This is a genomic window from Kaistia nematophila (assembly GCF_026343855.1).
Taxonomy (GTDB): domain Bacteria; phylum Pseudomonadota; class Alphaproteobacteria; order Rhizobiales; family Kaistiaceae; genus Kaistia; species Kaistia nematophila.
On the sequence record NZ_JAPKNK010000020.1, the window covers coordinates 1 to 2,500 of the forward strand.

Annotated in this window: 2 rRNA genes (1 of these 2 cut by a window edge); both read right to left on the reverse strand. The window is 54.5% G+C overall.

Annotation, left to right across the window (positions count from 1 at the left end):
* Positions 1-88 precede the first annotated feature (88 nt).
* A 5S ribosomal RNA gene (gene rrf, locus OSH07_RS24290) occupies positions 89-203 on the reverse strand.
* 90 nt (positions 204-293) lie between these two features.
* Positions 294-2,500: ribosomal RNA gene (locus OSH07_RS24295) — 23S ribosomal RNA — on the reverse strand (it continues 545 nt past the right edge of the window).

Below are 2,500 nucleotides of genomic sequence, written 5' to 3' on the forward strand. Positions count from 1 at the left end.
CCCCGCCGGCTTTGGAGCGCGGCGGGGTTTTTAATGGTTTCATCGTAGAGAGAAGGTTTCTCGAACTGGTTGTTTCTGTGCTTTGCAGGCCTGGCAGCGACCTACTCTCCCGTGTCTTAAGACAAAGTACCATTGGCGCGGAGGAGTTTAACGGCCGAGTTCGGAATGGGATCGGGTTCAGGCTCCTCGCCATGACCACCAGGCCGGCGAAGCACAGAAACTGGTTGCAGGGTTAGCTGCGTTTTTGTCGTCGATGGTCACCCGATTGAATGGATGAGCATGGATTAATGGGAGTGATCAAGCCGATCGAGTTATTAGTACCGGTAAGCTGCATGCATTGCTGCACTTCCACACCCGGCCTATCAACGTGGTGGTCTACCACGACTCTCAAGGGAATACTCGTTTTGAGGTGGGTTTCCCGCTTAGATGCCTTCAGCGGTTATCCCGTCCGTACATAGCTACCCTGCAATGCGGCTGGCGCCACAACAGGTCCACCAGAGGTACGTCCATCCCGGTCCTCTCGTACTAAGGACAGATCCTCTCAATATTCCTACACCCACGGCAGATAGGGACCGAACTGTCTCACGACGTTCTGAACCCAACTCACGTACCACTTTAATCGGCGAACAGCCGAACCCTTGGGACCTTCTCCAGCCCCAGGATGTGATGAGTCGACATCGAGGTGCCAAACGATGCCGTCGATATGGACTCTTGGGCATCATCAGCCTGTTATCCCCAGAGTACCTTTTATCCGTTGAGCGATGGCCCGTCCACGTGGGACCACCGGATCACTATGGCCGACTTTCGTCTCTGCTCGACTTGTCAGTCTCGCAGTCAGGCGGGCTTATGCCATTGCACTCGACGACCGATTTCCGACCGGTCTGAGCCCACCATCGCGCGCCTCCGTTACACTTTGGGAGGCGACCGCCCCAGTCAAACTACCCACCATGCACGGTCCCGGATCCGGATGACGGACCGCGGTTAGACATTCATATTCACAAGGGTGGTATTTCAAGGATGGCTCCACACAAGCTGGCGCCCATGCTTCAAAGCCTACCACCTATCCTACACATGCAAACACGAATGCCAGTGCAAAGCTATAGTAAAGGTTCATGGGGTCTTTCCGTCTGACCGCGGGAACCCCGCATCTTCACGGGGAATTCAATTTCACTGAGTAGGTGCTGGAGACAGCGGGGAAGTCGTTACGCCATTCGTGCAGGTCGGAACTTACCCGACAAGGAATTTCGCTACCTTAGGACCGTTATAGTTACGGCCGCCGTTTACCGGGGCTTCGATTCAAAGCTTGCACCTCTCCTCTTAACCTTCCGGCACCGGGCAGGCGTCAGACCCTATACGTCGCCTTACGGCTTCGCAGAGCCCTGTGTTTTAGGTAAACAGTCGCTACCCCCTAGTCTGTGCCCCCCCGACCTGGTTGCCCAAGCCGAGGGCCTCCTTCTCCCGAAGTTACGGAGGCAATTTGCCGAGTTCCTTCAGCACCATTCTCTCAAGCGCCTTGGTATACTCTACCAGTCCACCTGTGTCGGTTTAGGGTACGGTCTATACGCGGGAGCTATTTCCTGGAACACCTTCACTGCAGCACCAATCCAGTAAGGCACTACAATATACGGCATTCGTCACTACCCGCAGGCTGAGGAATATTCACCTCATTCCCATCGACTACGCCTTTCGGCCTCGCCTTAGGAGCCGGCTAACCCTGCGCAGATTAGCTTTACGCAGGAACCCTTGGACTTTCGGCGACAGTGTCTCTCACACTGTTTGTCGTTACTCATGTCAGCATTCGCACTTCCGATACCTCCAGGAGCTCTCACGAGTCTCCCTTCACAGGCTTACGGAACGCTCCGCTACCACGTGATCTTGCGATCACATCCGCAGCTTCGGCACATGGCTTGAGCCCCGTTACATTGTCGGCGCAGGAACCCTTATTTAGACCAGTGAGCTGTTACGCTTTCTTTAAATGATGGCTGCTTCTAAGCCAACATCCTGGTTGTTTTGGGATCCCCACATCCTTTCACACTTAGCCATGATTTGGGGGCCTTAGCTGGCGGTCAGGGTTGTTTCCCTTTTGACGATGGACGTTAGCACCCACCGTCTGTCTGCCGGATAGTACTCTTGGGTATTCGGAGTTTGGTTAGGTTTGGTAAGACGGTAAATCCCCCTAGCCCATCCAGTGCTCTACCCCCCAAGGTATTCATCCGACGCTCTACCTAAATAGATTTCGCGGAGAACCAGCTATTTCCGAGTTTGATTGGCCTTTCACCCCTAGCCACAAGTCATCCGCGTCTTTTTCAACAGACGTCGGTTCGGCCCTTCAGTGCGTGTTACCGCACCTTCAGCCTGCTCATGGCTAGATCACCCGGTTTCGGGTCTAATCCGACGAACTGAACGCCCTGTTCAGACTCGCTTTCGCTGCGCCTACACCTACCGGCTTAAGCTTGCTCGTCAGATTAAGTCGCTGACCCATTATACAAAAGGTACGCCG